Source organism: Atribacteraceae bacterium, assembly GCA_035477455.1.
Classification (GTDB): domain Bacteria; phylum Atribacterota; class Atribacteria; order Atribacterales; family Atribacteraceae; genus DATIKP01.
Genome location: DATIKP010000136.1, coordinates 15,426 through 39,632, shown reverse-complemented (window position 1 = coordinate 39,632; position 24,207 = coordinate 15,426). Strand labels below are relative to the sequence as shown.

Here is a 24,207-nt window from a genome sequence, read left to right as displayed (position 1 = left end):
AGGTCATTTTTGGAGATTTTCTGGGCAGGGGGGGGCTCCTGAGTCCAAGCCGGGAAAGTAAGGAACGGTGAGGAGGGCTTGACAGGACCCCCCATAGGGGGGTATTATGAAGAAAATATACCCCCATAGGGAGGGTTACGATCATGACCGAAGGAAAGACCACCATTCGTGAATATACAGTGCGGATTGAAGGCATGACCTGCGGGAGTTGTGCCGCGAATATCGAAAAAGTGCTGGGGCGGCACCCCGGAGTGAAAGAAGCGACGGTGAATTTCCCGTTAAAGACGGCCCGGCTGCTGGTCGAGGAACGGGTTGACCTTCCGGACCTCCTCGCTATCATAAACCATTTGGGCTATCAGGGGACACCGGTCAACAGGGAAGAAACAAAGCCGGTGAAGGAAGTACACTTCAATATTTCGGGCATGACTTGCACGGCCTGTTCGGCGGCGATTGAAAAGGCTTTACGCAAGATCGAAGGAGTTGCCGAGGCGACGGTGAATTTCGCCGAACGACGGGCGCATGTCCGCTTCGACTCTTTTAGGGTCGGGACCGACGAGCTGATTGCGCGGGTGGAAAAGTTGGGATATGGTATGAGCTTGATCGAGCGGTCCCGGAACAGCGACGCCTATTCCGACCGGGAACTCCGGGATGCCCAGAGAAAACTGGTCCTGGCCTGGGGCTTGGCGGCTCCGGTCGGGGTAGTGATGATCATCCATATGCTCGGTTACCATAGCCCAGTCCACATGTACCTGCAACTCCTTCTCAGTTTTCCGGTCATTTTCGTAGCCGGATACACCACGCTTAGGATGGCCTTTCTCCAACTGGTCAAACTCCAAACGGGTATGGACACCCTCATCGCCTTTGGAACACTCGCTTCGTATGCTTCAGGACTACTCAAGTGGGGTGGTGTAGCCATTGAAAACTATGCCGCCATCGGGGCTATGATTATGGCTTTTCATCTCACCGGGCGTTACCTCGAGGCGGGAGCCCGCAGTCGGGCGACCCGGGAGATTGCCCGGCTTTTAGAGCTTGGCGTTCGAAAAGCCCGGGTGGAAAAGGGTGGGGACATTGTAGAAATCGACGTTGATGGCCTGGTTCCGGGGGATATCATGCATATAAAGCCCGGTGAAAAGGTCCCGCAGGATGGAACCATACTGGAAGGAACGACCACCATCGATGAGTCGATGATTTCCGGAGAACCCCTCCCGGTAGTGAAAAAACTGGCCGATCCAGTCACCGGGGCGACTATCAACCTGGATGGGTTTATCAAAGTCCGGGTGGATAGGATCGGTGAGGAGAGTTTCCTGTCTCAAATCATTCGTATGGTCGAAAACGCGCAGGGAACCAAAGTTCCCATCCAGGCGTTCGCCGACCGGGTGAGCTCGATCTTTACCCCGCTCGTCATCCTGACCGCCGGTCTTTCATTTGTTACCTGGTACTTTCTCAACGCATCGCTTCATCCGGTTTTACAGTGGGGAGCACAGTTCCTGCCTTGGATCCAACTGGATTTATCGCCTCTTTCCCTGGCCTTGACCGCTGGGATTGCGACCCTGGTGATCGCCTGCCCGTGCGCCCTCGGATTGGCCACTCCCACTGCGTTGATGGTGGGAACCGGCATGTCCGCCAAACGGGGCATTCTTTTCCGTAGTGGCGAAGCGGTGCAGACCATGAAGGACGTCGATGTCGTCCTGTTGGATAAGACCGGAACCATTACCAGCGGAACTCCCCAGGTGAACACGCTGGTTACCGATAGTAAAATGTCCCGGGAGAAGGTCCTGGATATAGCCTACGCCCTCGAAAAATATTCGGAACATCCCCTGAGCCGGGCTATTCTTCAATATGCCCGATCCGCAGGAGTCACCGAACAACCTGTTCGCGATTTTCAGGTCGTTCCGGGAAAAGGAGTCAAGGGCAGCGTCGGTGAACGTACCTATTATGCGGGAAGCCACTTGTGGGTGGGGGAGATGGGGGTTCCCATCGAAGATTCACTGCGGAAAGCCTTAGAAGATGCCGGGCAAAAAGCGGCGACCCCGGTCCTGGTGTTTGACCAACAGGGGGTCTACGGTGTTTTCGCCCTCAGCGATACCGTCAAACCGGAAAGCCGACAGGGAATCGCCGATCTCCGGAAGTCTGGCCGGAGAACCGTGCTGTTGACCGGTGACCACCAGATAGTAGCCCACATCATCGGGGATGCGCTGGGCGTAGATGAAATCGAGGCCGAACTCCTGCCCCAGGATAAAATGAGAATCGTGAAAAAATACCAGGCGGCGGGACATGTGGTCGCCATGGTCGGTGACGGCATCAACGACGCGCCGGCCCTGAAGCAGGCCAACGTCGGGATCGCCATGGGGTCGGGAACAGACATTGCCAAGGAAGCGGGAGACGTGGTTCTCATCCGGCCGACGCTTGGGGCATTAGTCGAGGCCTTCCGAATTTCAGAGATGATGTTCAGGAAAATAAAGCAGAACCTCTTCTGGGCCTTTTTCTACAATACCGTAGCCCTGCCCATAGCCTTTCTGGGCATGCTCCATCCCCTGATCGCCGAGATAGCCATGGCCGCGAGCTCTGTGAATGTTGTGACCAATTCGCTCCGGCTGAAGAAGATGAAACTGTAACCGGGATATTCCGAAACTACAGCTTGCTGAACTGGTCCTTTCCCACCCCACAGATCGGGCAGGTCCAGTCTTCCGGAATATCGTCAAAGGCGGTACCGGCGGTAATTCCGGAATCCGGATCCCCGTAGCGCTCGTCATAGATGTATCCACAGACGAGGCAGCGATACCGCTGGGCGGCAGGTTTTTCTTCTCCCGGTTCGGGGCGATAGGTGGCGGCAGTGCGCGGGACTTTGCCGCCCTTGACGTCCCGGTAATAGGTATAAAGCATCGGTTCGAGGGTGATATTCAGAAATTCAGTTTCCAGGATTTCTCCCAGATAAAGGAAGTGGCTGCCGGAATCGAACCTTCCGGTGACCTTCGCCTCCAAATAGCTGACGGTGTGTTCACTGACTACCGGAAACCCGGTCTTGCCCATGAAATGTTGCACGGAAGCGAACTTGTCCTTATCCCGTCCCGAAAAAAACCCGAAGGCGCCGATCAACTGAAGAGGCGTTTCCTTTTCCAATGCCGAGACGGTGAAGAAGCCACTCCGGTCGATTAATTCGTGAGTGAGGCTTTCCTTGTTCACGCTGGCGACGACCTGGTTGGGAAAAGCGGTGACCTGGACTAAGGCATTCACGATCAACCCGTTTTTCTTCTCTCTGTCGGCCGAAGAGAGGATATACATACCACAGTTCAACGTATAGAGCGCATCGAGATTCATGACAGACACCTCCATGGTTATTCCCTCTCTCGTTTTTCTCCGGCTGGATCAAAATCCCCTTGTGCGAGAGTCCAGGAAAGAGCGTCAACGATGGACGGGTCAAAGCTAAGGCCCGATCGCTGCTGGATGGCGGCCAGGGCATCCTCCCGGCTCACCGGTGGTTCTTTGTATATTCCCAACCGGAGTTTGATATAGGTTTCGCATACTTTGATGATACGGGAAAGCAGGGGAATGTCTTCCCCTTTGAGTCCTTGCGGGTATCCTGTTCCGTCGTAGCACTCGTGGTGGGAGAGAATCTCTTCGGCAATGGGAGCGAGTTCGGGCATAGACTGGGCGATACGATAGCCAATATCCGGATGGTTGCGAAGGTTTTCCTGTTCGTTATCGGTCAGGGGGGTGGTCTTTTCCATGGTCTCCCGTGGAAGGGCGATTTTCCCCAGGTTCCGAAAGGAGACCAGCAACTCCAATGCTTCCATTTCTTTCTGGGAAAGCTGCAGGGTCCGGCCGAGAGCGAGTGTGATCGAGAGGAGGGGCTGAACGAAGGCTTCGCTTTCCCGGGTGAGTTCCCGGAGGGTCTTTTCCAAGGCTTTGAAAATGAGTTTTCTGGTTTTCCGACTTTCTGTCCGTTTATTTTTGTACATACGGTCTTCAGCCAGCATCAGGATTTTTTTTATAGATTCTTCCGGTGTTTTTTTCGTTGCCGTTCCCAGTGCGATACTGACCGGGATGGGAAAATGATCCGAATGCCGGCAGGATTCGCGAATTCGTTCGACGATATTCCGGGCGATGGTGGTGCTGGTCTGGGATAGGAGCATGATGAACTCGTCTCCACCCCACCGGGCCAGGATGTCTTCCCTTCGGCAGGATTGTTTGAGGATGTCCGAGATCCGCAGAAGCAATCGGTCTCCCTCGGCGTGTCCGAACGCGTCATTGACCAGCTTCAATCCGTTGATATCTCCGATGATCACCGTCATGGGCAGTTGACGGGGGGTATCGAGACGGGAAAGCTCCGCTTCGAAAAAAAGACGGTTATATAGACCAGTCAAGGTGTCGTGGAAGGTCAGGTACCGGATCTTTTCCTCTTGTTCCTTGCGTTCGGTGATATCGAGCCGCAATTCCACCACTCCGGAAACCCGGCCATCGTCACCAAACACTGGATTTCCCCGGACATACCAGGTTTTCCCGTCGGCGGTCGTCACTTCTCCTTCACAGGTTTCACCGCAGGCGATGGCTTTGATCATCGGACAGCCCTGACAGATATCATCCTGGCCGGGCCACATCCGGTAACATTTCATTCCGACCAAATCTTTTTCGGGAATGCCCAAGGTTTCACTTGTCGCCCGGTTCACCCACTGGACGGTCAATTCGCGATCCTGGAACGAAAGTAGTTCCGACATGCCGCTCAGGATCGTTTCCTTGTCCCGTTCCGATTTTCGCAAGACTTCTTCCATGGACTTCCGGTCGGAAACGTCGCGGGAATTGAGCACGACTCCCTGGACAGAGGGTTCAGTCAGGAGGTTATTCACCAAGGTCTCGAGAAAAACCCAGGCACCGTCTTTCCGGCGGAAGCGGTAAGGCGGCAGGGATGAAATCGCCCGAGGTAGCCGGATTTTTTGGAAAAACACTTCCCTGAATAACGGAGCATCTTCCGGGTGGAGCAGAGAAAAAAAGGAAATCCCGGTCAATTCTTCGGGGAGAAACCCCAGGATTCTTTGCGCGGCGGGACTGACCGACAGAGTGAATCCTTTGCCGTCAAGTGCAAAAATCAAGTCATTTGCATTCTGGATCAGTGAGCGGAACCGCTCTTCACTTTTCCGGATTTGTTCTTCTCTCTCCCGGATTTCGGTCAGGTCGTGAAAGATCGTGAAGATCTGGCTGGATTTATCCCCGTTTGGCAGTGACTGTGAGACGGCAATGGCGAAAAGCCAGCGGCGTCGGTCTTCCAAATGACCGTTGGCTCCCATGAGGAAGTATTTTATCGGCTTGCCGGTTCTTAAGGCCTGCGTGGATGGGTGTCCATCAACGGGGAATTCCGCACCGTTTTCTTGAACCGCTTTCCAGAATTTCTCTAGGGTGTTCAGGTCTTCCATTTGATCCAGGGTCAATCCGAGGATGCTTTCTGCGGCTGGGTTAGTAGCGATAAACCGGCCGTCGGGGTCCTGGCAAACCACACCTAGGGGCATGGTTTCGAACAGGGTCCGATACCGGTGTTCGGAGAGAAAGTGTTTCTCTTCCATCTGTTTGTTCCGGGCGATCTCGGTGAAGATTTCCAGGACACCGGACAGGATTCCTTTTTCCTTGAGTATAGGAAATCCACTCACCGACCAAATTTTCCCGTCCGGTGTGGTCACTACGTCTGTCTGAGGTTGGCCGCTTTCAAAAACCCGCCGAGCCGGACAGGGGAGACAGGGTTCCTGGTGACGAGGCCAAAATTCATGACATTGTCCCAGGCGGTCACCGGGCAGAAGGCCGGAAGCATGTTCCCGGGCGGCTCGGTTCATCCACAGAATGTGCTGATCTTTATCCAAATAAATGACCTTCTCGTCCAGGCTGTCCAAAAGAGTCGTTTTTCCCTCTTCGTTTTTCCGTAATTTCTCCCGGAGATCCCGCTGGTGCATGAACGACCGAGTAAGAAAAAAACTTATCAAAACGATGCCAGACAGACCCAGCAACCGGGTGAAAATGGCTTCAGGCGGAATCTGAAGAAAGAGGCGTTCGACCAAGGCGCCAGGGACGAAAAACAACGATCCAACCAAGGCGTCGACTACCCAGAACACGGCTGCCGGTAGTATCACCGTGAGATAAGCAAGAAGGCGGTTTTTCATCGGATAACCCTTTTACGAAAGATATTTAGGCATACAGGGATCATTGCTTCCGGCGACGAATAATTCTTTCGACATTCTATCATAGGGGCCAAGCGGGGAGCGAGAATCTATCGTCAATTTACTAAGCACAATGGCAATAACCTCTGATAATTCATTAATCAAGGTTTAGGAGACAATGACCCACCGAGAACCAAGGATGGTAGTGTCTTTGGCCCAGTTAATTGGGGGGCTTGACAAGTGTGATCGTTCACACTAACATGGGGAAGATTAATAGTGTAAACACGCGGCCCCCGTCATAACCGGTATACTTGCTGTTCTTACCGTTCTTCTTGCCTTAAGTACGCAAGGTCCTATACTGTCCGTCCGGGGAGTGGCTGAGAGGACCAAACTCAATGAGCTGGCGGCTGCTATCCCTGGAGGGATCAACATCCTGATGGATGTGGAACAATCATGGGAGTCTGGGTTGGAAAGCCATAAAATGAGAGAAGGGATTGGAGGGAATAAAATGAAGTTTGGTCACGCAACCAATTCTCGCGGAGTGGTTGGGCATCCCGTTGGTGTTACCAGCATTAAGGATCTTTTTTATGTGGCAAACGGCGACACCGAGTTGGCCATTCGGGAAGTCGCTTCAGCCGGCTACTCAGGCGTCGAGCTCTTTGATGGAAATCTTCTTGAATTTCCCGGTGGAGCGCATGCGCTAAAAAATCTCCTTGCCGAACTTCGGATCGCCTTAATTGCCGTTTACTCTGGGGCAAATTTTATTTTTCCGGAGATCCTCGATGAGGAGCTTTGGCGGATCGAGCGGGCTGCTAAGATGGCGGCAGAACTTGGAGCCGAACACCTGGTGGTCGGAGGAGGGGCGAAACGAGTGAATGGCAATACTGACCATGATTATGTCTTGCTCGGTCAAGGACTCGACAGGGTTGGCGAGGTTGCCGGAGGATACGGTTTGATCCCGAGTTTTCATCCCCACCTTGGAACCTGTGTTGAGTTAGCCGACCAAGTCGTAAATGCCATGAAATGCACCCGGATCAATCTGTGTCCGGATACCGCCCATCTGGCCGCCGGTGGCTCGGATAACCGAACCATCATCCAGACTTATGCCGACCGCATCAAATATGTGCACTTGAAAGACTACCTTGCCAACCCTTTTGGCTTTGTCCCGTTGGGAGAAGGTCAACTCGACTTCTTTCCAATAGTTCAAGCGCTCCAGGAAATCGGTTATGACGGATGGATTACCGTCGAGACCGATGGGTATCCGGGTGATCCCCAGGCCTCGGCCCAGAAGAGCAGACAATATTTAGATAAGCTTTTTATCAAAGGATAGTGATTCATGGGGGCCTTGCGCTTGACGTGAGAATTGTTCGCCCAGATCCTCTCCGCAGTATTTTATATGCCTGAGTGTTTCATGGAGAATTCAATATCAGTGTTCTGAAGGCTTGTGTCCTCATGATTGAGGGAAAAACTCATGATTGTGATGTGCGAAAGTTGAGTAAATATCCTTAGAGAGGGGGGATGATTGGAGAGGTAAATCGATTGACAGGAGTGGTGTATTCTCAAACTCTAAAAGAAAGGGGTTTTCTAAATGAAAAACAGTAAGTCTTTTTTCCAAGCGATCGGGATAGCGCTGGTTTTTGTGGTTTTAACTGTGGGTTTCTTTGTCACATTCGCCTGGGGAGCATCTCATGAAGGGAAGTTTCGGGAGATACCTCTGGAATGGATCACCGAATTGGAGGAAAAGCTGGCCACCACTATTTTTACACCACATGGTCCTAACGGTGAGACCGTAATGGGCGCTGAGGTCCTGAAATTGACCCCGGAAGAGATTGAAGAAGCAAGGCAGTTGGAGTTTGGCGAGTACTTTTTTATAGCGGCAAGTCTCGACGAAACAGAAATATTGAATAAATTCGGAATGGACAAAGTATTGGCCGAGTTGGGCAAAGAACCGATAGCTTTTATGGGTTCTGCTTCTATTTCCGAACAGATGGACCAGGTCGCTGTTTTGAGTGGAAAGGCCGAGGCCATAAGTTTTGTTGTCGCCCAGGCTTGGGAAGCTGTAACTTTGGGCCCTTCTTTTGTTGCCCTTGGAGAAGCTGGAGTGCCGCAAGTACATAACTGGACCACCCCGAGTGGATTGTTTGGGGAAGATAATTACATTGGTTTAGTAGATGCCGATGGGTATGGCCAGGGGATGGCCGCGGCGGAAATTCTTGCATACGCGATGAATTATGAGGGTCAGGTGGGAATTATATACTTTGCGCTCGAGCAATGGACAAATGTTATGCGTCTACGGGGGGCCCTGGAAACCTTTGCAAAATACCCGGGTATTCAAGTGGTGGCCGAAGCGGGATTCACTGATCCGGCCCAAAGCTATGATTTGGCGGTAGGAATGCTAGGGGCGAATCCAGAGATAGACGCTATCTGGGCAACCTGGATGATGGGTCCGGCAACTGGTGCGGCAGAAGCGGTTATTGCGGTGGGGAGGCAAGACGAGGTTATTGTCGCTGCACCAGATCTAGGGGGAATTACCGGTGCCCGGTTCATTGCTGATCCAGATCATCCGATTATCGGAGCCGGAGAAGCTGATTGCATAGAAATGGGTGAAAACTCCATTCGAGCGGCTGTAAAATGGTTGCTGGGCCGGGCAGATGAGGTACGCAATGGGTATTTTGTCAGCAATGTCTACCCTATAGTCCGGGCGAATGTCGTTGATGGATTCGAAAAAGCGACGCGTGGCGCTTCGGGCGAACTTCCCCAGGACGTTTTTGATCTTTTAGACAAATAATGTAAATGACGGTGAAGGGGGATGGATCCATCCCCCTTCATTAATACTCATTCGTAAAATAGTCATAATATCGGATCCTGATCTATAAACCCCTCAAGGTTGTTTTTGGGTGGAGAGTTGAGACCTTTCTGCTCAGCGAGGCAAATATGAAAACCTTCAGAGAGTTTTTTTGTGTTGTTTTTTCCGAAGGGGAAAAATAATTGTTGCTCGAACGAATTGCCAAATAAGAGGTGGTGAACGGCGTGGCAACTCACAGGGTAGATGAACCTGCGGCGGAAGAGACTTCTCAAGGGGCAGTCATGCTTGAATGCTCTCATGTGGCAAAAAGTTATGGCCGTGTTCGGGCCTTGAATGATATTTCTTTTCAATTGAGAAAAAAGGAAATATTGGGTATAGCGGGGGACAATGGGGCGGGAAAATCCACTCTGATAAAAATCATCAGGGGGGCCGTGAAGCCTTCCAGTGGGAAGATCTACTTAGAGGGTCGTGAAGTAATCTTTGAAAGCCCCCGTGAGGCTACCGAAGCCGGAGTTGCTTGTGTTTACCAGGAATCGACTTCGGTAGAACAGCTCACCATGGCCGAAAACTTCTTCTTGGGCCAGGAACCGGTCCGGCCGGTGTGGGGAGGCCTTTTTAGATTTGTCGATTATCGGAAAATGTGGGAAGAAAGCAGGGTATCTCTGAAGGAATTGGGGTTTGACCTTGACGTGAGAGAACTGATTTCAAACTTTTCCGGGGGACAGCGACAAGCGGTGGCCATAACCAGAGCGATGCATTTCAAACCAAAGCTTATTCTTTTGGACGAACCGACTTCAGCCCTATCGGAAAAGGCGATCGATGTCTTTTTTGAAATTTTGAGGCGTTCCAAGCATAACTATCCTATGATCTTCGTGACCCACGATCTGGATGACACCCTCAGGCTGTGTGACCGGATCATCGTCATCAAGCACGGAGAGGTTACTTTTGAAACCAAAGTGGGGCAAGGCATTGATCGGGATGAACTCATTACCTATATGTAGGAGGCAGGGAGAGGGGGCAGGCATCCATTGGACAAGCGTTCGATCAAACAGGCGATTTTTCATATCGATACCCTGGTTTTATTTATAGCGACCATAGGTTTAATCATTCTTTTTAATTATTTGACTCCTCATTTTCTCACCACCTCCAATTTCCGGGTTCTGGTCGAAACCATGGCCATCCTGACCATTATCGCCGTGGGGGTCCACTTTCTCCTGGTCGCCGGTGAAATAGACATTTCCTTTGTTTCCGTATTGGAACTGGCGGCCGCCGTTGCCGCGGTCAGCAGTCCCGCGAACCCCTTTTATTTGATTTTTTTTAGTTTACTGGCCACCTGGGGGGTGGGCCTGGTCAACGGGTTATTTGTAACCAGAATTGGCATTCCCTCATTCCTGGTCACTCTCGCTACGATGTCGGGGGTGCAGGGACTGGTCTTGATCATCTGTAATTACCGGGCTGTCTTACTCCAGGATAGTTTGCTGCCCCAGCTATTTTATGGCCGCCTGCTGGGAGGGGTATCTTCTTCAGCGTATTGGATGATCCTGGTGGTGGCGGTTGCGGCGATCACGGCCAGCATGACCAAGTTTGGACGGTGGATTTACGCTACGGGAGGGAACGAGCGGGCCGCCCGACTGCTGGGCATCCCAACCAAAAGAGTTAAATTAATACTTTTTTGTCTGTGTAGTATCTTGGCCGGGCTTGCCGGATTGATCTTGGCCGGCCGGGCTCTCTCTGCCAGACCTTTCATGGGCCAAGGGTATTTCATGCCCGCCATAGCGGCACCGATACTGGGAGGGGCATTGCTGACCGGAGGCACCGGTTCGGTATACCGGACTACCTTGGCTTGCTTTGTCCTGGTAGTCATAACCAACGGGGTAACCCTATTGGGGTTGGAACCGGCCTATAGAGACATATTTATGGGTCTCATTCTGCTTGCGGCCTTGTCTGTGAGGGCTTTTCAGTCACGAGGACAGGGGAGTTGAGGAAGCCACATCTCCTCTTGTGGGGGGTAGATTTGCTTACGAAGTGAGGAGGTGGGTTGTGGACTTTCTTGCGCTACATATTCGGCGGAATCCTAAACTTATTCAGATCGCGGCTGAATTTCACCAATTGGGTTTGATCAAGGCGAATACGACGGTCATCGATTTGGACACGCTCACCGATAATGCCCGGCTCATGAAGAAAGAGGCCGACCGGCTTGGTCTGGAAAACTATTTCATGACCAAACAGTTCGGTCGTAACCCTTTGGTCTGTCGAGCAATAATGAAGGCGGGTTTTAAAAGTGCCGTTGCAGTGGACATGGAAGATGCGCGATGCTTACATCGGAACGACATTCCGGTTGGGCATGTCGGTCACCTCGTGCAAGTGCCTAAGCATGAAATAGGTTATATCCTCCGTGAGGTTAAACCAGAAATCATCACTGTTTTCAGTATAGCGAAGGCTCAAGAGATAGACCAAGAAGCCCGGAGGTTGGGTGTTACTCAGAAAATACTGGTTCGGGTTGTTGGCCAGGGGGATTTTTTCTATCCCTTCCAGGAAGGAGGAATATTGGAATCAGACATTTCGGAAACAACGCGCACTCTTGCCAACCTGAAAAACGTTCATGTGGTTGGCTTGACTTCTTTTCCCTGCTTTCGCTTTAATATTCAATCCAGGAAAGACGAACCGACCCCGAATCTATCCACCCTGCAACGGGTTGCATCTCGATTGCGTAATGAGTTCAATCTAAATATTGAGCAGATCAATACACCAGGAGATACTTCCACGACTTTATTCCAGACATTGGCGGACATGGGCGCAACCCATGGGGAACCCGGCCATGGATTTACCGGGACAACACCAGGGCATGCCTTTGATGACTTACCTGAATTACCGGCCTGGGTCTATGTCAGTGAGGTATCTCATATATTCGGAAGTAAAGCATACGCCTACGGTGGGGGTCTCATGGGAGCAGACGCTCCTCTTGGTTTTTGGACACCCATGTATCACCGTCACTATATGTATGCTCTCGTGGGCGATGATCCGGATACCATTCTTCACCAACAAATTCTTGCTGAACCAGCCGGTTTTATTGATTATTACGGATCTCTTGTTTTAGGACAAGGGGATAAAGTGGCAGTGGGAAACACCGTGATATACGGTTTTCGAAACCAGGTTTTTGCCTCGCGGGCGAATATCGCGGTCATAGAGGGGATACATAACGGTGTGCCGAGGTTATCGGGCGCGTATGATCGAATGGGTAATTTATTACCTTAGGATTGACATTCTATAAAAAAGGAGGGTTTACATGAAGATAACAGGCATTTATCTACCAGGCAATAAAGAAGCGCACATCAAGGAATGGGATATTCCCGATCCCAAGGCAGACGAGGTGCTTGTTCAGGTCAAAGCCTCAGCGCTGTGTGCAAGCGATTTGAGCATCTATCACGGAAACCCGTTGATCCCGGGATATCCGCCGGGGACATTTATTGTTGGACACGAACCGTGTGGGGTCGTGTCCAAAGTGGGACCTTGCGTTAAAAACCTGAAAGAGGGTGACAGGGTGGCCATGATCGCTTTCGTGGGGTGTGGTTATTGCCGCTACTGTAGAGGGGGAGAGCCAAATCTCTGTGTAAAAGATATGGAAGTATTGGGTTTTACCATGCACGGTGGTGACGCAGACTACATCCTCATCGCCGAGCGGTCTTGTCTACTCATGCCTGAAAGAATGAGCTTTGTCACCGGAGCTGTGGCTACCGATGCGATCGGCAATCTCTACTCAACAATGAAGGCGATGAATGTTTGCGGAGACGACGTTGTCGCCATCGCTGGCTTAGGTCCTATGGGACTGAGCGGTGTCTTATCGGCGGTGGGAATGGGCGCAACAGTATTGGCGATTGATCCCGTTGAAGAGAGGTTGGCTAAGGCGAAAGAGTTAGGGGCACAATACACTCTCAACCCAAACACGACTGACCCGCTTGAGTTTGTCAAAAATACCTTTCCGGGGGGGGTAGATAAGAGTGTTGATTGCTCTGCGTCGGAAAAGGCCATTAACAACCTTTTGGACATAACTCGCCGACATGGTATTGTTTCCCAGATTGGTGAACCTGGCCAACGAATGATTGCCATCAACCCCAGCGAACAACTCATTCGGAAGAAACTGAGCTACGTCGGGTCCTGGTATTTTAATTTGGCAGAATGGGAAGATATCGCAAGTTTTATCGTGGACAAGGTAGGCAACGATCTGGCCGAAGGCATCGTGTCTCACCGTTACCCACTGGAGGAAAAAGCTGTCGGTGAGGCTTTCCAACTCTTTGACGCCAGCAAAACGCTCAAGGTGGTGTTTACTCCAAACGATTAATAAAGAACGAACTCAGCCATACAGGAAAACGGTATAGGTAAAAAATACCGGGAAAGCTATTGTCTCCGGCTATAATTCTGAGGTATAAAAGTAGCGTAGCATAGTTACCTTTTTGGCTATCGTTTTCGAAACATTCCAAGCATGGAGTTCGCTATGAATATACCGACTAATCATTTAACCATGGAACAAATAGCCAGCATGACCGGTGTTTCCCGGACGACGGTATGGAGAGTAATCAACAATAAAGGGAAGGTCAGTCTAAAAGCGCGGAAGGCAATAGTTTCCTATTTAAACACTTGTTCATATTCAAAGAACTCCCTTGCCTCAAGCCTGAAAAGGCGATATTCAAACGTTATCGGAGTAATATTTTCCGATATCGAAAACCCTTTTTACGCTGAAGCACTCAAGGGAATAGAGGTTGCATGCCGGGAGAACCACTACAGCGTTATCTTTTGCAACAGCCATGAAAATCATGAAGAAGAAAAAAGAGCCATGTTCTTGTTGATGGAACAAAGAATTGCCGGTATGATTGTCATCCCTGTCGAAAAAAGCGATCTGAATATTGACATCATCAAAAGCGCCGGTATACCTATCACTTTTTTAGCCCGATACCTTAAAACCTACGGAGGCAGCAGAGTTATTTTTGATGACTATCATGCTGGATATATGGCCACATCACACTTAGTGAAAAAAGGGCATAAGAAGATTGCCCATATAGCCGGTTCACCAGGGACTTCATGTACCGAGGATCGACTGGAAGGCTACAATAAAGCCCTGGAACGCAGTGGCATTCCGGTCGATCCCACTCTTATTTTTTACACAAATAGCATGCTTGAGGAAGGAAAAAAGGCAACGTTGGACCTTTTAAATATGACAAAGGACGTTACGGCTATTTTTGCTTATTCGGATTTTGTCGCCTTTGGAGTTATCGAGGCGATACAGGAATTGGGCATCAAGATACCGCAAGAGATGGCGGTCGTTGGTTGTGATAACACGAGATTGTCAAAAATCGTTGGACTAACGACTGTGAGCTTTGAGAAAATAAACATGGGGAAAATGGCTACCAGCATACTATTTGACCATATAGAATATACGAGAAAAAACGGCAAAATGTCGGATGAAAACAAAGTGAGAATTAGCAAGCCAAATTTGGTGCTCAGAAACACAACCTGAAAGAAGAGAACGATGATCACCGATCACAATTTTGATTTTGCTGCAAAAACTCATTTCAGCAAGGCCCCGTTGCCCTTAGCCCCGCCTCATCTGGCATTTTCTGGCACGCATCAATGACCACGTCTGGTTACAGTGCTACTGAAAAGGCCATCCTTGGCCTTTTTGCTGCGAAAATGCGGTGATTTCGGCGGCTGATTTAGGCAGCTTAGTCCCAGGCTTCCTTCGTTCTTTTGCAGCAAAATTACTTATTGCAGTAGAATCAGTTTTATTTACAGTGTTGGAGGAAGTAAATAGCCAACGACGGTGCAGGGGCCCAGGGCTCCGTTACAATTGTGTTTTACTACTGCCGGGTTGTTGTTTAGAAAAACGGAAGACGAGATTTCGTAAACTCTGGTTTGTATTCTTGCTGCGGTAGAAATGTTTTCGGCTTTGATGGTAAATTCCATAACTTGGTTTTCGCCGGGGGGAAATACAAACGAGAAGCTCAAGTTGTTGGAATGGTTAGCCAGCGAAGAGCTATCAATAATGAGATAACCATCAGGTACGGTGGCAACTTGACTATGTAGTTCGATATGAGTGGCATAGCGTAATTCATTGGTGATCCTTTCCGCTGTTCGGCGTAGAACCTGATGAACGTCAGTCTGCATTTCACCGGCGGCGAAGGTGCGCAATCCGAACAGGTTGAAAGCAAAAGCGCCCCCCAAGAAAAAGACGAGAAGAGTGAGGGCAAGCAACAATTCGATGAGCGTAAAACCATAATCGCTGGCCGATTTCCCCCGGGACAAGATCTTCATACCTACTCCTATGGACCGGAATAAATAAAGGTTTTCAATTTGATTTCCCGCGTGGGAAACCCCTCAGTGCTACCAGCGCCTCCGGTATCTTTTCTGCGATGATAAATATTCGTACTTTCCTGAACGGTGAGGAGGTTACCCTTGACCTCGATACTGACCTCATTCACACCTTGACCAAAGGTAATAGGTAAAATGGTTGGCGGAGGATCGGTAGGGGGGTTACTGATTTCCATTTCCATCTGTTTACGTGCCGTAAAAAGGACTTCACTCATAGCACCGGCCGTGGCAACGGTACGGTAATTCCGGATAAACAGGGAAGAGATCGTTAGCATGGCTAAGCCGAGGAAAGCCAGAGCCATAACGACCTCCAGGAGGACGAAACCGCTACCTTGTTTTGAATCGGTCAATAAAGGAAATTTGTTCATTCTCTTAATGTTCCGGCCATCCACATCTCTACGTGATAGGATATTTCTTTTTCACCCAATTCATCGACTAATTCCGGGAACGAGCTTGCAATCGATTGATCGTAGATGACACTGGCAGCGCCTGTAGCGTTAAAAATATTCGATACAATCGCTCCCCTGACCATTGCGCTGCCAGTCAGGGAAACAGTAGCTTGGGGGGCATAAAGTACCCGGACATTAGCCGTTACATCACCAGTCACCGTCACCTCCGAGCCTCCGGTAATAATATGCCCGGTGATGCCCGCCGAACCCCTAATATCGATATTTGCTTTTTCTGCAAAGATCGAACCAACAAACCTGGTATTACCGGCGGGGCGCAATCTGGCCGAACCCCGGTAAAACATGATTACATCACCTGGCACCCCGGTGTGATTGACCGTGCTGTCTCCTCCCAGGTTGAAACTCTCTTCGACATAGAGGAATAACTTTCCTTTCCCAATAAGTTCTATGTGGCCTTGCGAAATATCCAAATTTCTGACTCTTAACCTTCGGTCTCCATCACCCACATCGACTCTTAACCTTCGGTTTCCGGTAACCCGGATTAACTCATAAGAACCATCCTGATCGATACTATAGTTTTCTCCCGGAACCCAGTCGGTAACGAAGTCAACTCGTCCAGGCAAATCAGGAAACTCTGGAAATACAGGCATAGAGTAGTTACGAATAGCTGCGAGGTTTCCCCGCGATCCAGTTATGATATTTCCGATATTCCGATGCCGTGGTTTAGATATGACATTAGCAAACAAGGCACCTGGCCCAACGTAAAAATTCCCTTCTACTTGCGTGGACCATCCAAAGACGACACTATTATCCACAACTGAGTTGGTGCCTGCTGAGCCCACTATCTGGGAACTGCCCCCGAGATTAAAATTACTGTTGGAAAAGACGGCCAAGTCAAACTCGGGAAGAGGACCGGGTAGTGAGGTAGGTTGCTCCTGTTCTACCAAAACCACCCTTGTAGATTGGATGACTTCCTTGACGTTACCTTCCGAGTGAACAATAATTCGGGTTCGGTCGTTTTCTTCCTGGCGGAAAGCCTGGACTTGAAAATGACCCTCTCCAAAATAGACTGGAGCAGAAACCCCCTTATCGATTATCTCGCTAGCCCGGAGAGGAGTGTTGATGATAAATTGAGACAACGCCTCCGCTCCAGCCCGAGCGACAAAGTAGGCTTGGGTACGGTATTTCTGCCGTTCCGCCGATCGCAGATCACTTAAACTGAATGTCGAAAAAGCGGGAACAAGGAAGGCCACCAGAGCACCCATCATCACGATGATGAATATATAGGCAGCCCCCTGTTCGCCTTTCCTGATATGGCTCTTTTTTAACATGGGTTCCCCCACCCGCCTTAGGGAGCATCATGCACTATAGCTATATTCCGCTTGGTTTTTCTTCGATGATTCCCTCGAGGAATAAAGTTCCTCCGTTATTCGTTACCCGGCCCCATACAATGCCGTTCAGGTAGACTGTAGCACCCGATTCGAGAATCAGTTCACCTACGACAATCCCGTCAAGGATGAGGGTGAGAGGACCTGGAACTGTGACTTTCCCATCGACGATTCCTAAAATCTGGGTATTTTCACTGATGATGAGGTCTTCCTCCAGAATACCTGAGATGACGGTGGTTTCCGCTCCGAGAGCAAGAACCGTTGTGAACAGGAATACAGTGCTGAGAAGGATAGCTATAGTGAAGAAATTTTTCTTTTGGATATGTTTTGAAACCAACATTTCGCAGGCCTCCCTGTAAAGAAATCTACCATTCAGAGCAAGCGGTAAATACGTGGCACATGCGCTAGACCATACGAGCGGCATCTACTTTCTATGATATATATAAATCGGCAGAAAGTCAAAAATCTTTAGGCCTTTTTGTGGAAATCATTAGGGATATCGCTGTAGTGGGTGCTTGGGGAAGCTCCTGAAAATGAGAGAAACCCGATTTTCACAGAATAAAAACAAACACCTTTTCCTTTTTCTTGACAATGCATAAAACATTCTTTATGGTATGTGGAAGGCTATAATGGTTATGGAGGGACAGTGGATGGAACGCAAGAGAAATGATTCCCGCATTATCCTCACCAGTGAAGGATACCGCAAGCTTGATGAGGAATTGAAGCTTTTAAAGACCGTGAAACGCAAGGAGGTCGCAGAACGGATTAACCAGGCCCTGGAATTTGGGGATATCAGTGAAAACGCGGAGTATGAAGAGGCGAAAAATGAACAAGCCTTTATTGAAGGCCGTATTCTCGTTCTCGAGGAAAAGCTCCGCAAGGCAGAAGTAGTCAACGAAGAAGGGGGGGGAAATACGGAAAAGATTCATTTGGGTGTCCGGATGGTTTTGGAAAATCTCTCCACCGGCAAAGTGGTGGAGTATTCCGTTGTCGATTCCGTCGAAGCGAATCCTTCCCAGTGTAAAATCTCTTTCGAATCTCCGTTGGCTCAGGCGCTCTTAGGGAAAACCACGGGTGAAGAGGTCGAACTGAAGATTCCGGTTGGACTTGTAAGGTACCGGGTCGTTGAAATCAGGAAGAAAGATGAGGCAGTGGTTGGTTGACCATTGATAACGTCCCCCTTCCGGACAGTCTTAGTGAACAGGTAAAACGACTGGCTTTTTACCGCGAGCGAGGTATAGACCCCTATGATTCTTCGTTCCGACGAACCCACGCGATCGAGGATATCCGCGAAAACGAGACAGTCTATCTCGACACGGGAAAAAAAGTCAGCGTCAGCGGAAGGGTGATGGCTCTGCGCCGTCACGGGAAGGCTTTTTTCGCTGACCTACAGGATCGCAGTGCCCGCATCCAGATCTACGCCAAGAAAGACAATCTCGCGGAGGAAGAGTTTGAGATTGCCCGGGCGACCGATGTCGGTGATCTGATCGGAGTGACGGGGTCGGTGTTCAAAACCCGTACCGGGGAATTAACCGTGGTGGCTGGGACATTTGTCCTATTGGGGAAATGCCTGAAGCCTCTTCCGGAAAAATGGCACGGCCTCAGGGATGTCGAGGCCCGTTACCGGCGAAGGTATCTGGACATGATCATGAATCTCGAAGTCCGGAAAATATTTTATCTTCGTTCAAGAGCGTTAAGGGTTATGCGGAATTTTCTTGATGATCGGGGCTTTCTGGAAGTCGAAACCCCCATGATGCAACTCCTGCCAGGCGGTGCCCTGGCCCGTCCTTTTAAGACCTTTCATAACGCCCTTGGTCTGGATCTCTTTCTGCGGATTGCTCCCGAACTCTTTTTGAAGCGTCTGATCGTCGGGGGATTGGAGAAAGTGTACGAGATCAACCGGAATTTTCGGAACGAAGGACTATCCATCCGGCACAATCCGGAGTTTACCATGCTTGAACTTTACCAGGCTTTCGGTAATTACGAGACCATGCTTGAACTCTGTGAGGAGTTGCTCTGTTTCGTTGTTCAAACTATCCTGAAGAGTCTTCGCATCAAATACCAGGGCCTGGACATCGATTTTACTCCTCCCTGGACCCGGATCAACCTAAGGAAGAGCATTCTTGACGCGTCGGGTATCGACATTTTCGAGGATTCTTCCGAGGTGATGTTCTTTAAGGCTGAACGCGCCGGCATGCACGTTGAAAAAAACTGGGATCGGGGAAAGATGATCAACGAACTCTTGGAACATTTTGTTCAGCCTCACTGCGTAAACCCAACCTTTGTCCTCGAGTACCCGGTGGAGATTTCTCCGCTTTCCCGCTCCAAAAAAAATGATCCCCGGGTTGCGGAACGTTTTGAACTGTTCATCGGTAAGGAGGAAATAGGAAACGCGTACAGCGAACTGAATGATCCCATTGAACAACGTAAGCGGTTCGAGAGCCAACTCTATAAACGCGAAATGGGTGATTACGAAGCGCATCTTGTCGATACCGATTATCTGGAGGCATTGGAATACGGCATGCCGCCCACCGGTGGAATGGGAATCGGCATCGACCGTCTGGTCATGATCCTCACTGATTCATCATCCATCAGGGAGGTCATCCTCTTTCCCATTCTCAGACCCCGTCCGGATTGACAGAAGGCCTTTAAACCAGTACTATAAAAGTCAATGATAGTCAAAACCGGGACGGTGAGGGCCATGTTCTCGCTATGCGATTCCATTGAAAAATACTTAGTCGGACTACTCGAAAGTTCTCCCAACCATGTGATCACCATACAACGGGGGCGTATCGCCGAAGAGTTCGATTGCGCTCCTTCCCAGATCAATTACGTTCTTTCCACCCGCTTCAACGTGTTTCGGGGCTTTATCGTTGAAAGCCGGCGGGGGGGTAGCGGGTATGTCCGGATCATTCGAATTCCTATGGACCGACTGGAGCCGGTGTTGTCATACCTGGAAAGCCAGGAAACCGAACTGAGGGAAACCGATGTGGAAGGGATTGTCAACTGGCTGGAACGGGAGGGATTCATTACCTCCCGGGAAGGCCTCTTGATGAAGGCGGCCATGATCAGCGCCCTGGGAAGCATTCAGTACAACACCCACGCATCGTTTGCCTTCAAGAACATGGTCAGGACGAATATCCTGAAAGAAATGCTCCTGCAAGTGCTCAAGGAGGAAATGTTGGAATAGATCGGTGGCGGGTGAATCCATACGAAAAGATTCCAACAATCCGGGGTTTGTGAGTTGAACGATCCTAATCCAGGCAGGGAATTTTATGTTCAAGCAAGATAAGCAGTGTGGTTTTTGCTGTCTTCCCATTCCCGATTTCAAAGGGGCGGGCGCTTTTGGGTGTGCCAATTGTTACACGGCGTTCTCCGATTTATTGAACGCTCAGACGCAACAGTGCCAGAAGGGATCTGTTCACCGGGGGAGAGCGCCGGTAAGCTGGTTGAAAAAGAGGATCATCGAGAGTGACCTGCGGAAGATCGAGAAGGATTATATCCGTTGTCTGGCTGAACAGAACTATGAAAAGGCCGACTATTTGAAAAAAATGATGTACAAACTCAGGGTGGCGATTCTCCCATGAATATCCTCTCTCCAGGAAAATTGTTTCAACGAAAATCCGATTGCGTGATTCTCTTTTCCGGCGTGTTTCTCCGGCGGAATCTCACAGGGGTCCCCTTTCCCTCCCATGCTTCCCGAATCTGGCTCGACGATATCGAAGAGCGAGTCCGGTTCCTTTATCGTACACAACTAAAACGCCGCGCTTACCGTTGTCAGGCATTGGACATAAACGCGCTCTCCCACCTCGCATCCCACTTTCCCGGTGGCCTCTTTGCTTCGTATTTCGGTTCTTTCCAGACAGGGAAAATCTTAATCCACAAGAATAATGCTGGCTTTTTCGTCAACGACCAGGATCATTTTCGAATCTTTTCCGTCGCTCCCGGAATGCGTCTTGAGTACTGTCACCAGCGTTCACAGCGGATTGACGATTTTCTCGAATCACATTTCGATTATGCCTTTCACAAGACTTGGGGGTATTTGACCGCCGATCTCCGGGAATGCGGCACCGGCATGCGGGCGGAGATCCGAATTCATCTTCCTGCCCTGGCCTTTCTCTATGGGGAGAATGCCCTCATGCAGCTTTTTCGGGATAAAGGTTTTTTTATCGAACAAAACACCATGGGGAACCATGAGGCACGAGGTCATATTTTTCAAATCACCAACCACTTTACCCTTGGAATTACGGAACGGACGATTATTGATAGCCTGAAAAGCCTGGCCAGCGGTCTCGTGAGATGGGAGCGGCAAGTTCGCCGGAGTCTTGCCCGTTCTCTTGACCGGAGAAGACAACTGGAGGAAAATGTGCTCAACGGGTATAAAAGAATTTGTGAAATGGACGATTTTACTCAAAGAGAATTATTCAATCTCTTCTCTCTTTGGGTCCTGGCCCGGCAGCAAGGAATATTTGTCCGGAGTCGAGGTTTGAATATCACAGAAGTGAAAAATCTGGTTAAGCATATCGTAACCAGAAACCGTACTCTGGGAAAAGAATGTGTGAAGCTCTTGAATTTTTTCGGAGTAATTTCTGGGGAGGAACTCTGTAATGTTTGAACGATACACTGAGAGAGCACGAAAGGTCATTATCCTGGCTCAGGATGAGGCCGTTCGTTTAAAGCATAACTATATCGGGACCGAACACCTGCTCTTGGGCCTCCTTCGGGAACGTGAAGGGATTGCGGCCAAGATTCTCGGCAGCTTCGACATCACCGTAGAGACCGTCCGGAACGAGTTGGAGGGTTATATTGAGCACAACGAGTACCAGGGTACGGCGGAAGTCGCCTTCACCTCCCGGGCCAAAAGAGTTCTTGAATTGGCGCTCGATGAAACCCGCAGATTGGGGCACAACTATGTGGGAACCGAACATATCCTACTGGGGATCCTGCGGGAAGGGCAGGGCGTCGGAGCCCAGATCCTCAAGCGTTTGGGAGTGGACCTGGAAACGGTCCGAATGCGTCTTTCCCAGATTCTGAACGAGAGTGTCCAAAATGATCCCGCGGGAGGTACCTCTCCCCCCAAGAAGGAGAGCCGGACACCGATTCTTGATGAGTTCAGCCGGGATCTCACTTATCTCTCCCGCAAAGGAAAACTCGATCCGGTCATCGGCCGGGAGAAGGAAATCGGGCGGGTGATTCAGATTCTCAGCCGCCGGACCAAAAACAATCCGGTGCTGATCGGCGAGCCGGGAGTCGGAAAAACGGCGATTGTGGAGGGTCTCGCCCAGAAGATCAACAACGGAGAAGTCCATGAGTCATTGAAAAATAAACGGGTGGTCAGCCTGGACCTCGCAGCGATCGTCGCCGGGACCAAGTATCGTGGCGAATTCGAGAAACGGCTGAAAAAGATTATTTCCGAAATTACCAATACCAAAGAAATCATTCTCTTCATCGACGAAGTGCATACCCTGGTTGGCGCCGGAGCGGCGGAAGGAGCGATCGATGCCGCCAACATTCTCAAGCCGGCCCTGGCCCGCGGTGAACTCCAGGCCATCGGGGCCACGACGATCACCGAATACCGTAAGCACATAGAGAGGGATTCCGCTCTCGAGCGCCGTTTTCAGCCCGTTTTTGTCGAGGAACCGGAAGTGGATACAGCGATTCAAATTCTCCAGGGCATCAAGGAAGGTTATGAAGAACACCATCGGGTGGAAATTTCCAACCAGGCTCTGGAAGCGGCGGTCCGGCTTTCCCAGCGCTATATTTCCGACCGCTATCTTCCGGATAAGGCCATTGACGTGATGGACGAAGCCTCCAGTAAGGTTCGTTTGCGAGCGACCGTCTTACCGCAATCCCTGAAAGACCTCGCGCAGGAAATCGAGGAAATCCGGGAGCGTAAAGAAATATCGGTCAAACGGCAGGATTTTGAGGAAGCCGCCCGGTTGCGCGATCTGGAAGATAAATCCCGCAAGGCCTATCGCGATCAACGGGAGGGGTGGATTCATGAACTGGATACCGTGCGTCCCCAGGTCACCGAGGAAGACATTGCCTCGGTGGTGGCGAGTTGGACAGGTATACCGGTATCCCGATTGGCTATGGAGGAAAAGGAACGGTTGGTCCGAATGGAGGAAGAAATCCACAAAAGGCTGGTAGGGCAGGAAGAGTCGATCAGGGCTGTCAGCCGGACGATTCGCCGCTCGAAAGCCGGCTTGAAAGATCCCCGTCGACCGGTCGGTTCGTTTATTTTCCTGGGGCCTTCCGGTGTAGGCAAAACCGAACTGGCCAAGGCTTTGGCCGAATTTTTGTTCGGTAAGGAAGAAGCGTTAGTGACCCTGGACATGTCCGAATACATGGAAAAGTTCACTGTTTCCCGGCTGGTTGGATCACCCCCCGGCTATGTCGGGTTTGAGGAGGGTGGACAACTCACTGAAAAGATCCGTCGCCGTCCCTATTCCGTGGTCTTGTTTGACGAAATCGAAAAAGCCAGCCCCGAAATCTTCAATGTCCTTTTACAGATTCTGGAAGAAGGTCGCCTGACCGATGCCCAGGGACGCGCGATCGATTTCAAAAATACGATCATCATCATGACCTCGAACCTGGGAGCGCGGTCCATCACCTCCCAGGCTTCCATCGGATTCGGCGAGAAATCCGAAAAGAGCATTGCCTACGAGGATATCAAGCGAAACGTGATGGAAGAAGTCAGGCGGGCGTTCACTCCCGAGTTTCTCAATCGGGTTGAAGAAATCATTGTTTTCAAGCCGCTGACCCGGGAAGAAATCGAAAAGATTGTCGATCTGCTCATGAAAGAAACACAAGGGCGTCTGCGGGAACAGAGTATGGAAATCGAACTCACCGAAGAAGCCCAGGCCAAAATAGCCCGGGAAGGTTATGATCCGAATTTTGGCGCGCGACCGCTCCGCCGGACGATTCAGCGTTTGGTGGAAGACCCGGTTTCCGATCGAATCCTGAAGGGCAATTTTCAAGCCGGAGACCGTATCCTGGTCGGCCTGGCCGATGACGATACCCTGAATTTTACCCGGGTGATTCCGGTGGAACTGTCGGAGGAATTGCCTCTGCGTATGAAATAGTGCGTAGTTATTTTTATC

At 50.4% G+C, this 24,207-nt stretch carries 20 protein-coding genes; 14 read left to right on the top strand and 6 right to left on the bottom strand.

Going from position 1 to position 24,207, the window contains the following annotated elements:
* The first annotated feature begins 143 nt into the window (after positions 1–143).
* Positions 144–2,615 carry a heavy metal translocating P-type ATPase gene (locus tag VLH40_08320; protein ID HSV32007.1) on the top strand — a complete coding sequence of 824 codons (2,472 nt, stop codon included), beginning with the start codon at positions 144–146 and terminating at the stop codon, positions 2,613–2,615.
* Positions 2,616–2,631: 16 nt separating this feature from the next.
* Here the strand turns inward: VLH40_08320 and VLH40_08315 are convergent, their stop codons facing one another.
* On the bottom strand, positions 2,632–3,318 hold the full coding sequence (locus tag VLH40_08315; protein HSV32006.1) for a flavin reductase: 687 nt from the start codon (positions 3,316–3,318) through the stop codon (positions 2,632–2,634).
* A gap of 17 nt (positions 3,319–3,335) precedes the next feature.
* Positions 3,336–6,143, bottom strand: a complete 2,808-nt coding sequence (locus VLH40_08310; GenBank protein HSV32005.1) for a PAS domain S-box protein — start codon at positions 6,141–6,143, stop codon at positions 3,336–3,338.
* Positions 6,144–6,648: 505 nt separating this feature from the next.
* On the opposite strand from VLH40_08310, the gene VLH40_08305 reads away from it, so the two are divergent.
* From VLH40_08305 to VLH40_08275, 7 genes are all read left to right on the top strand, one after another.
* Positions 6,649–7,470 (top strand): sugar phosphate isomerase/epimerase family protein, encoded by an 822-nt coding sequence (locus VLH40_08305; protein ID HSV32004.1) that lies wholly within the window; start codon positions 6,649–6,651, stop codon positions 7,468–7,470.
* A 258-nt stretch (positions 7,471–7,728) separates the two neighbouring features.
* Positions 7,729–8,928, top strand: a complete 1,200-nt coding sequence (locus VLH40_08300; protein ID HSV32003.1) for a substrate-binding domain-containing protein — start codon at positions 7,729–7,731, stop codon at positions 8,926–8,928.
* 242 nt (positions 8,929–9,170) lie between these two features.
* Entirely contained in the window at positions 9,171–9,947 is a 777-nt protein-coding gene (locus tag VLH40_08295) for an ATP-binding cassette domain-containing protein (protein HSV32002.1), read from the top strand.
* A gap of 27 nt (positions 9,948–9,974) precedes the next feature.
* A complete protein-coding gene (locus tag VLH40_08290; GenBank protein ID HSV32001.1) occupies positions 9,975–10,928 on the top strand; it encodes an ABC transporter permease in 954 nt (317 codons plus the stop codon).
* Between the two features lie 58 nt (positions 10,929–10,986).
* Entirely contained in the window at positions 10,987–12,201 is a 1,215-nt protein-coding gene (locus VLH40_08285) for an alanine racemase (protein HSV32000.1), read from the top strand.
* Positions 12,202–12,232: 31 nt separating this feature from the next.
* Positions 12,233–13,285: an alcohol dehydrogenase catalytic domain-containing protein gene (locus VLH40_08280; GenBank protein HSV31999.1), complete on the top strand. Its 1,053-nt coding sequence runs from the start codon at positions 12,233–12,235 to the stop codon at positions 13,283–13,285.
* A gap of 153 nt (positions 13,286–13,438) precedes the next feature.
* A complete protein-coding gene (locus VLH40_08275) occupies positions 13,439–14,458 on the top strand; it encodes a LacI family DNA-binding transcriptional regulator (protein ID HSV31998.1) in 1,020 nt (339 codons plus the stop codon).
* 269 nt (positions 14,459–14,727) lie between these two features.
* Here VLH40_08275 and VLH40_08270 read toward each other — a convergent pair whose 3' ends face one another.
* Genes VLH40_08270 through VLH40_08255 form a run of 4 tightly spaced genes read right to left on the bottom strand, consistent with a single transcriptional unit; the run spans position 14,728 to position 17,444 of the window.
* Positions 14,728–15,252: a prepilin-type N-terminal cleavage/methylation domain-containing protein gene (locus VLH40_08270; protein HSV31997.1), complete on the bottom strand. Its 525-nt coding sequence runs from the start codon at positions 15,250–15,252 to the stop codon at positions 14,728–14,730.
* 8 nt (positions 15,253–15,260) lie between these two features.
* Entirely contained in the window at positions 15,261–15,677 is a 417-nt protein-coding gene (locus VLH40_08265; GenBank protein ID HSV31996.1) for a hypothetical protein, read from the bottom strand.
* Positions 15,674–17,047, bottom strand: coding sequence for a hypothetical protein (locus tag VLH40_08260; protein ID HSV31995.1), 1,374 nt, complete (start codon positions 17,045–17,047; stop codon positions 15,674–15,676). Before VLH40_08260 ends, VLH40_08265 begins: the two co-directional genes overlap by 4 nt.
* Before the next feature lie 40 nt (positions 17,048–17,087).
* Entirely contained in the window at positions 17,088–17,444 is a 357-nt protein-coding gene (locus VLH40_08255) for a hypothetical protein (protein ID HSV31994.1), read from the bottom strand.
* Positions 17,445–17,754: 310 nt separating this feature from the next.
* Here VLH40_08255 and greA point away from each other — a divergent pair, with 310 nt between their 5' ends.
* From greA to VLH40_08225, 6 genes are all read left to right on the top strand, one after another.
* Positions 17,755–18,267, top strand: a complete 513-nt coding sequence (gene greA, locus VLH40_08250; protein ID HSV31993.1) for a transcription elongation factor GreA — start codon at positions 17,755–17,757, stop codon at positions 18,265–18,267.
* A complete protein-coding gene (lysS, locus tag VLH40_08245; protein HSV31992.1) occupies positions 18,264–19,742 on the top strand; it encodes a lysine--tRNA ligase in 1,479 nt (492 codons plus the stop codon). Before greA ends, lysS begins: the two co-directional genes overlap by 4 nt.
* A gap of 33 nt (positions 19,743–19,775) precedes the next feature.
* Positions 19,776–20,294, top strand: coding sequence for a CtsR family transcriptional regulator (locus VLH40_08240; protein HSV31991.1), 519 nt, complete (start codon positions 19,776–19,778; stop codon positions 20,292–20,294).
* 85 nt (positions 20,295–20,379) lie between these two features.
* Positions 20,380–20,691: a hypothetical protein gene (locus tag VLH40_08235; protein HSV31990.1), complete on the top strand. Its 312-nt coding sequence runs from the start codon at positions 20,380–20,382 to the stop codon at positions 20,689–20,691.
* Positions 20,688–21,719 carry a hypothetical protein gene (locus tag VLH40_08230; GenBank protein ID HSV31989.1) on the top strand — a complete coding sequence of 344 codons (1,032 nt, stop codon included), beginning with the start codon at positions 20,688–20,690 and terminating at the stop codon, positions 21,717–21,719. Before VLH40_08235 ends, VLH40_08230 begins: the two co-directional genes overlap by 4 nt.
* Positions 21,712–24,189, top strand: coding sequence for an ATP-dependent Clp protease ATP-binding subunit (locus tag VLH40_08225; GenBank protein HSV31988.1), 2,478 nt, complete (start codon positions 21,712–21,714; stop codon positions 24,187–24,189). Before VLH40_08230 ends, VLH40_08225 begins: the two co-directional genes overlap by 8 nt.
* Positions 24,190–24,207: the final 18 nt, after the last annotated feature.

Coding starts and splice junctions, on each gene's coding strand:
- VLH40_08320 (HSV32007.1), top strand. CDS start 144: ATGACCGAAGGAAAGACCACCATTCGTGAATATACAGTGCGGATTGAA.
- VLH40_08315 (HSV32006.1), bottom strand. CDS start 3,318: ATGAATCTCGATGCGCTCTATACGTTGAACTGTGGTATGTATATCCTC.
- VLH40_08310 (HSV32005.1), bottom strand. CDS start 6,143: ATGAAAAACCGCCTTCTTGCTTATCTCACGGTGATACTACCGGCAGCC.
- VLH40_08305 (HSV32004.1), top strand. CDS start 6,649: ATGAAGTTTGGTCACGCAACCAATTCTCGCGGAGTGGTTGGGCATCCC.
- VLH40_08300 (HSV32003.1), top strand. CDS start 7,729: ATGAAAAACAGTAAGTCTTTTTTCCAAGCGATCGGGATAGCGCTGGTT.
- VLH40_08280 (HSV31999.1), top strand. CDS start 12,233: ATGAAGATAACAGGCATTTATCTACCAGGCAATAAAGAAGCGCACATC.
- VLH40_08275 (HSV31998.1), top strand. CDS start 13,439: ATGAATATACCGACTAATCATTTAACCATGGAACAAATAGCCAGCATG.
- VLH40_08270 (HSV31997.1), bottom strand. CDS start 15,252: ATGAAGATCTTGTCCCGGGGGAAATCGGCCAGCGATTATGGTTTTACG.
- VLH40_08265 (HSV31996.1), bottom strand. CDS start 15,677: ATGAACAAATTTCCTTTATTGACCGATTCAAAACAAGGTAGCGGTTTC.
- VLH40_08260 (HSV31995.1), bottom strand. CDS start 17,047: ATGTTAAAAAAGAGCCATATCAGGAAAGGCGAACAGGGGGCTGCCTAT.
- VLH40_08255 (HSV31994.1), bottom strand. CDS start 17,444: ATGTTGGTTTCAAAACATATCCAAAAGAAAAATTTCTTCACTATAGCT.
- greA (HSV31993.1), top strand. CDS start 17,755: ATGGAACGCAAGAGAAATGATTCCCGCATTATCCTCACCAGTGAAGGA.
- VLH40_08240 (HSV31991.1), top strand. CDS start 19,776: ATGATAGTCAAAACCGGGACGGTGAGGGCCATGTTCTCGCTATGCGAT.
- VLH40_08235 (HSV31990.1), top strand. CDS start 20,380: ATGTTCAAGCAAGATAAGCAGTGTGGTTTTTGCTGTCTTCCCATTCCC.
- VLH40_08230 (HSV31989.1), top strand. CDS start 20,688: ATGAATATCCTCTCTCCAGGAAAATTGTTTCAACGAAAATCCGATTGC.
- VLH40_08225 (HSV31988.1), top strand. CDS start 21,712: ATGTTTGAACGATACACTGAGAGAGCACGAAAGGTCATTATCCTGGCT.